Consider the following 5750-nt stretch of genomic DNA (forward strand, 5'->3'; position numbering starts at 1 on the left):
CGGCCTTCGCGCGGGCCATGGAGGGGCAGATGGCGGCGTTCCGGGCGAACGCGCCGGGGTGATGGGGGTGGGAATTAAGTATAGCGCCCCCGAATTCCCGCTCATCCACGGAAGCGGTCGCTGGCATTTAGATCGGCGGCTTGCTCGGAGCACCTTTAGGATTGGCATCGACGGAGACGACCGTGACTGTCGGCTTTCGCAAGCGACTGCCGTCCAAATATTCCTGAAGCTTCGCGTAGCTGTCACCCCCATCGCAATCCAGCACAACGTAGAAGCTGTGAAACGCATGTTCTGCTTGGGCGTAGGCTTCGACCTGTTTGGTGTAGCCACGCTGAAGGCCGCCGTTATCTGACCATTTCATCTCCACTACGACGCGGAATTGGCGCCCCAGCGTGAACAGGAAGTCTGTGCGGCCGTCTCCAGTGTGATGCTCGACCGCGATATGAACATTGTAACCTTCACAGTAAGAATAAGCTATAGCGAAGAATATTTGCTGCGCAACATCCTCATGCACGCGCCTGGTGTCGCTAATCCATAGCAATTTCCAAATCGACTTGTGTTCAACAAGAAATCGAAATTGCTCTATGACATTACTAATTAAATGCCTGAACTCTTCTTCATTTTCAGGTGTACGAAGACCACCGTCAATAGGAAATTCATTCTCGACAATTCCAACAATTCTCTGAAAAATTCGTTTTGTACTTGGATCATTGATGATATCGTAGACGATGGGCTGTTGACTTGCAAAAAATTCGCCTACTCTCGCCACGGCTTCGCTTGTTTCCTTCAACTCCTCTACGGCACGCTCACGCTTCTCGTGTGCGTATAGTTCTTCGTCTTCCATTATGCCAGCAATGTAATGATTCACACGTTCGCGGAGTCGCGCGTTATGCATCGTAAGCTTTACAACATCTTCCCAACTATCAGATTCCGGTAGATCTCTAAGAATATCGGTTGGAACCAAAACTATAGGAGATCTAGAATTGTTAATCATGGGATTTCTTGGCAGTTGATATTCATCCCGGCCGACCACGAAGGCTTCGGTGGGAATTCCATTCGTTGCGCAAAATGCCGTGGTGATTTCCGCAAGCTCTGAGATGATGATGTTAGCCGTCATGTCGCTGATCAGGTCAGCGCCGATACCACTCTCGAGAATGGCGAGGACGGGTATCAGTCGAGGATCGACCCTTCCGACCTCTTCGACCTGGGCTGCCACGTGCATGAAGCGCTCACGCTTTTCTACGCCCATCCCACGCCCGCTAACTCCGCCAGAGGTGTAGCCAAGGCAAGTGCCTGCAATCTCCGGAAACTGGAGCAAGCGATCAAGCGCAGCTTCGACAACCCCCGTTCGCGGCCGGATATGTAGCAGGCGATAAACGTCCGCGAACCGCTGTCGGAATTTCTCGGCTCCGCGATCTCGAATTATTGGATGGGAACTGCGTTCGAGAAGAAGTGGGTCAATGAAAAGTCGAGTGTCGGCGTTCAATACCGGATCGAGGAGCCCGGCCTCACGAAACTGCTCCAATGGGACACCGAATTGATCAGTGAACTTTCGGGGATTTCGAAAAATGGCCATGCTGAACTATTGCACAATGGCGAAGCTAGACAACCCGAGCGAGTATGAAGTTAGTCCGCTGTCTATGGAACTTGGCGCCGGCCATGCTCATCCCACTAGGTAGGCCTCAGGGAAGCAGAAGTTGACCAGGCAGCACGCGACTCCGCTCTTCATTCCCACGAGTGGGAGCGCGGTCACCCTCGCCCCGCTCAGCCTTCACGGTGGCGACGGCGCGGTCTTGGAGGACGAGATCCAGGCCCTCGTCCACGCGCATCCCACCATTCTGCCCATCGGCGAGATCGATCCGACGTTCGCGGGACCGGTGCCGATCTGTCGGGAGTTGATGACGCCTGCCGGTCCTATCGACAACTTCATGGTCACCCCCTCAGGATTGCCCGTGCTGGTCGAATGCAAGCTCTGGCGGAACGCCGAGGCACGGCGGGAGGTGGTGGGACAAATTCTCGATTACGCCAAGGAGCTTGCCCGCTTCACAGTGTCAGATCTCCAGCGCGAGACGAGTCGACGTCTCGGGTTGGGGCCCACCGCCTTGCTCGATCTTGTCCGCGTCGCCGATCCGACGGTAGACGAAATTCAATTCAACGACGCCCTCACCGCCAACCTCCGACGCGGACGCTTCCTGCTGCTGATCGTGGGCGACGGCATCCGCGAGCGCGTGGAGAGCATCGCCGAGTACCTACAGGCCCATGCTGGCCTGCACTTCTCGTTCGGCCTGGTGGAGATGCCGATCTATGCGATGCCGGGGGGTGGCAGACTGGTCGCCCCGCGCGTGCTCGCCCACACCAATGTCATCACGCGCACGGTTGTCGCGCTGCCGGACGGCCACGGCCTACTGGCGGAAGATGCCGCGACGGAGGCCGAGATCGATCCCGATACGGTCGCCCTGGGCGACGCGCGACAGCAGTTCTGGACCGATTTCCTCCAGGTGCTGCGCCTGGACGATCCCGAGCAATCCATGCCCAGACCGCCGCGCCAGGGATACATCGCCTTCGGCTTCCCGGCGCCCAGTGGAACAAGTTGGCTAACGGTCTACCGTGACATGCGAAACAACGAGGTCGGACTGTTCCTCTCCTCCCAGCGGGACACTGTGGGCGAGTACGCCATGCAGGTAGTCGCCGAGGACTGGGAAACGGTCGGTCCGCTTCTCGGCGGCACGGCGCAGCGCACCGAGAAGAACGGCCGCCCGCGCATCATGGATTCCCTGCGCCCCGGCCCGCTCGACCAAGCTGAACCCCGCGCAGCCGCCTTCGCGTGGCTCGCGGAACGAACGAACACCTTCATCAACGTGCTTCGGCCGCGGGTTCGATCCGCCGCAGCGGACTATCAGGCACGCGGGGATTAGCTCACTGAGCCGGGCGGCGCCTGCCGCGCGCGATCACCGTGTCGGCGTCGAGCGCCTGGTAGCTGTCGTCAGGGGCGGCGAAGGCGTGTTGGAGCTCGGCCTTCAGGCGCTGGAAGGTCTCGCCCTCGGCGCGCTCCATGTCGCGCCGGATCAGGTCGCGGACATATTCGCTGACATTCTCGTAGAGGCCGTCGTCGCCGACATTGGCCGCCACGAAGTCGCCGAGAGCGCCGCTGACCCACACATTGAGCGTCATCGTTTTGGCCATGGGAGTTCCCTTCGCAGGCTGTCCACATGATCAGGGATATTGTGGACACATCAAGCGCCGGCCTCCCCTTTCAAAGTAGGGCTATCGCCCATGCGAGGGACTGAAGATGCTCCCCCTCTGGGGGAGCTGGCCCGAAGGGCCTGAGGGGGACTTTGACTCCTGCTGAGACCCGTCGAACCGCTGCGGAAGACCATCAAAGTCCCCCTCACCCGGCCATTCGGCCGGGAGCTCCCCCAGTGGGGGAGCATCTGACCACCGTGCGCTCCGACCCTTGGATATGAGAGCGCCCAACCGCTGGAGGGGTGCGCAGATGTTCCCTCTTTGTTCTTTACATTTCGTCGTTATCTGGTAAGCTTCAGTGTCGCCCTCCCCCCCGGCCATTCACGGAGTCGCCCATGACCGCCCCTCGCGTCGCCGGTTACACGCCTGAGCTGGGGGCTGAGATCGTGCGGCGGGTGGGGGCTGGGGAGAGCATTCGCGCGATCGGGCGCGATCCGGCCATGCCGGGGTCGGTGACCATCCACCGGTGGCTGAACGAGAACCCCGACTTCGCCGAACAGCGGCGGGAGGCCCGGAGCAAGGCGCGGCAGGCGGCGGCCAGCGCCCATCTGGAGCTGATCGAGGCGCGCAAGGCGCGGCGCAAGCACGACTGGGGGCGCTGCGATCTCTATGCCACGGAGATCGGCGAGGCGATCTGCCGGCGGATCGCGGCCGGCGAGAGCATGGTCGATATCTGCGCGGGGCCCGACATGCCGGTGACCGGCACGGTCTATGAGTGGCTGCGGGTGCATCCCGACTTCAGCGACATGTATGTGCAGGCGCGCGGGATCCAGGCCGAGCTGCTGGCCGACGAAGCCTGGTCCATCGCCAAGGCCGCGGCGCCCGCCACGGTGCCGGTGGCGCGGCTGCAGTTCGACGTGATCCGCTGGCGGGCCGCGCGGCTGGCGCCCAAGGTCTGGGGCGAGGGCGACAAGGCGTCGGGGCCGACCAAGATCAATGTCTTCGTGCAGCGGTTCAGCGACGGGGCGGTGATCAGCGGGCCCGGGGTGGGGGAGCGATGAGTCACCCTGGACGCTGAAATGTCGCCTCCTCTCCCCTTGAAAGGGGAGAGGGTAGGGTGAGGGGATGCGGCGCGCAGCGGCGCAGTCCGGCTTTCGGTAGGTTCTCTGCGGCGGGGGAGCCCCCCTCACCCTACCCTCTCCCCCCGAAGGCGGGTGGAGAGGAGGCGATCTTCACGGCGCCGATAGCGTGGTGACGGTAGAGGCCTCGCCCCCTACTCCGCCGGGGTCTCGGCCGCGCGGCCCGCTTCCCACTGGGCGCGGAGCTTGGCGGAGGTGTCGCGGCTGCCGTCGGGGCTCCAGCCCGGGGGGCCGAAGATGTAGCCGAGCGCATGGCGCGGGTCGCGGGCCATGTCGCGCGCCATGCCGGCCCACTCGTGGAAGGCTACCCGCAGGATGTTGAAATCGCCGAGGTTCCTGACGATCCCGTAGCGGCATTTCTCCTCGTCCAGCTCCGGCTGGAAGGTGCCGAAGAGCTTGTCCCAGACGATCAGGATGCCGGCATAGTTGCGGTCCAGGTAGCGCGGGTTGCGGGCGTGGTGGACGCGGTGATGGGACGGGGTGTTGAACACCGCCTCGAACCAGCGGGGCATGCGCCCGATGGCCTCGGTGTGGATCCAGAACTGGTAGACCAGGCTGATCCCCTTCTGGATGGCGATCATGGCCGGGGGGAAGCCCAGGAAGGCCAGCGGCAGCCAGAGCGCCCAGGTTCCGGCAAGGCCGCCGGTCCAGGTCTGGCGCAGCGCCGTCGACAGATTGTAGTGCTGCGAGGAGTGGTGGTTGATGTGGGCCGCCCACCAGAACCGCCGCTCATGACTAAGGCGGTGGAACCCGTAATAGGTGAGGTCCTCCAGCAGGAAGACGGCGGCCCAGGCCCAGATCGCGGTCATGGGGATGTCGAACAGCCGGTGCTGGTAGACCCAGAGGCTGGCGGCGAAGGCCGCGCCGCCGGTGAGCAGGCCGGCCACGTTGCTGCCCAGGCCCATGGTGAGCGAGGCCAGGGTGTCGCGGGTCTCGTAATTGGCGTGGGCCAGCTTGAGGCGGGCGAGCGCGATCTCCAGCACCACGGCCAGGACGAAGAACGGAATCGCCAGGGTGACGGGGTCGAAGGCGGGCTTGATCGGGTCCATCAGGCGGCCTCGCGCGGGGACGGGGGCCAGCGGTCCAGGGCGATGCGGGCCATGGGGGCGGCGACGTCGGAGAGGTCGATCTTGACCACCCCGTCGCGGAACGAGGACGACACCGCCTGGGCCCAGGGAACGTGGCGGGCCACATAGGCGTCGCCCAGCTCGAACAGCACCAGGGCCGAGGCGCCGGAGCGAGCCACCGCGCCGCGGCCGTCGGTGGCCACCCAGATGCGCTCCAGGGGCTTGCCGGGGAACTCTTCGGCGAGCAGGCGCCGCGCGCGGGCGTCGTCCAGCGGGGTGAGCGGCTTGGCGATCTTGGCCCAGGCGGCCAAGGCCACCAGCGCCATGACCGCGGCGGCCGAGCCGGCGAGCTGAATCAGAA

At 63.5% G+C, this 5750-nt stretch carries 6 protein-coding genes; 2 read left to right on the forward strand and 4 right to left on the reverse strand.

Annotated elements, in window-relative coordinates:
* Window positions 1-127: 127 nt before the first annotated feature.
* Complete coding sequence (locus V6M52_RS04155) at window positions 128-1576, reverse strand: hypothetical protein (RefSeq protein ID WP_332699759.1); 1449 nt, start codon at window positions 1574-1576, stop codon at window positions 128-130.
* A gap of 121 nt (window positions 1577-1697) precedes the next feature.
* Here V6M52_RS04155 and V6M52_RS04160 point away from each other — a divergent pair, with 121 nt between their 5' ends.
* A complete protein-coding gene (locus V6M52_RS04160; RefSeq protein ID WP_332699762.1) occupies window positions 1698-2915 on the forward strand; it encodes a hypothetical protein in 1218 nt (405 codons plus the stop codon).
* Window position 2916: 1 nt separating this feature from the next.
* Here V6M52_RS04160 and V6M52_RS04165 read toward each other — a convergent pair whose 3' ends face one another.
* A complete protein-coding gene (locus tag V6M52_RS04165; protein ID WP_332699765.1) occupies window positions 2917-3183 on the reverse strand; it encodes a ribbon-helix-helix domain-containing protein in 267 nt (88 codons plus the stop codon).
* 395 nt (window positions 3184-3578) lie between these two features.
* Here V6M52_RS04165 and V6M52_RS04170 point away from each other — a divergent pair, with 395 nt between their 5' ends.
* Window positions 3579-4244, forward strand: a complete 666-nt coding sequence (locus V6M52_RS04170) for a hypothetical protein (RefSeq protein ID WP_332699768.1) — start codon at window positions 3579-3581, stop codon at window positions 4242-4244.
* A gap of 212 nt (window positions 4245-4456) precedes the next feature.
* Here V6M52_RS04170 and V6M52_RS04175 read toward each other — a convergent pair whose 3' ends face one another.
* The gene (locus V6M52_RS04175) at window positions 4457-5371 is read right to left on the reverse strand and encodes a sterol desaturase family protein (RefSeq protein WP_332699771.1); all 915 of its coding nucleotides are present in this window, start codon (window positions 5369-5371) and stop codon (window positions 4457-4459) included.
* A partial coding sequence (locus V6M52_RS04180) for a hypothetical protein (protein ID WP_332699773.1) occupies window positions 5371-5750 on the reverse strand: 380 nt, incomplete at its 5' end. The genes V6M52_RS04175 and V6M52_RS04180, both read right to left, overlap by 1 nt.

The sequence above is a fragment of the Devosia sp. genome (genome assembly GCF_036676215.1).
GTDB lineage: Bacteria > Pseudomonadota > Alphaproteobacteria > Rhizobiales > Devosiaceae > Devosia.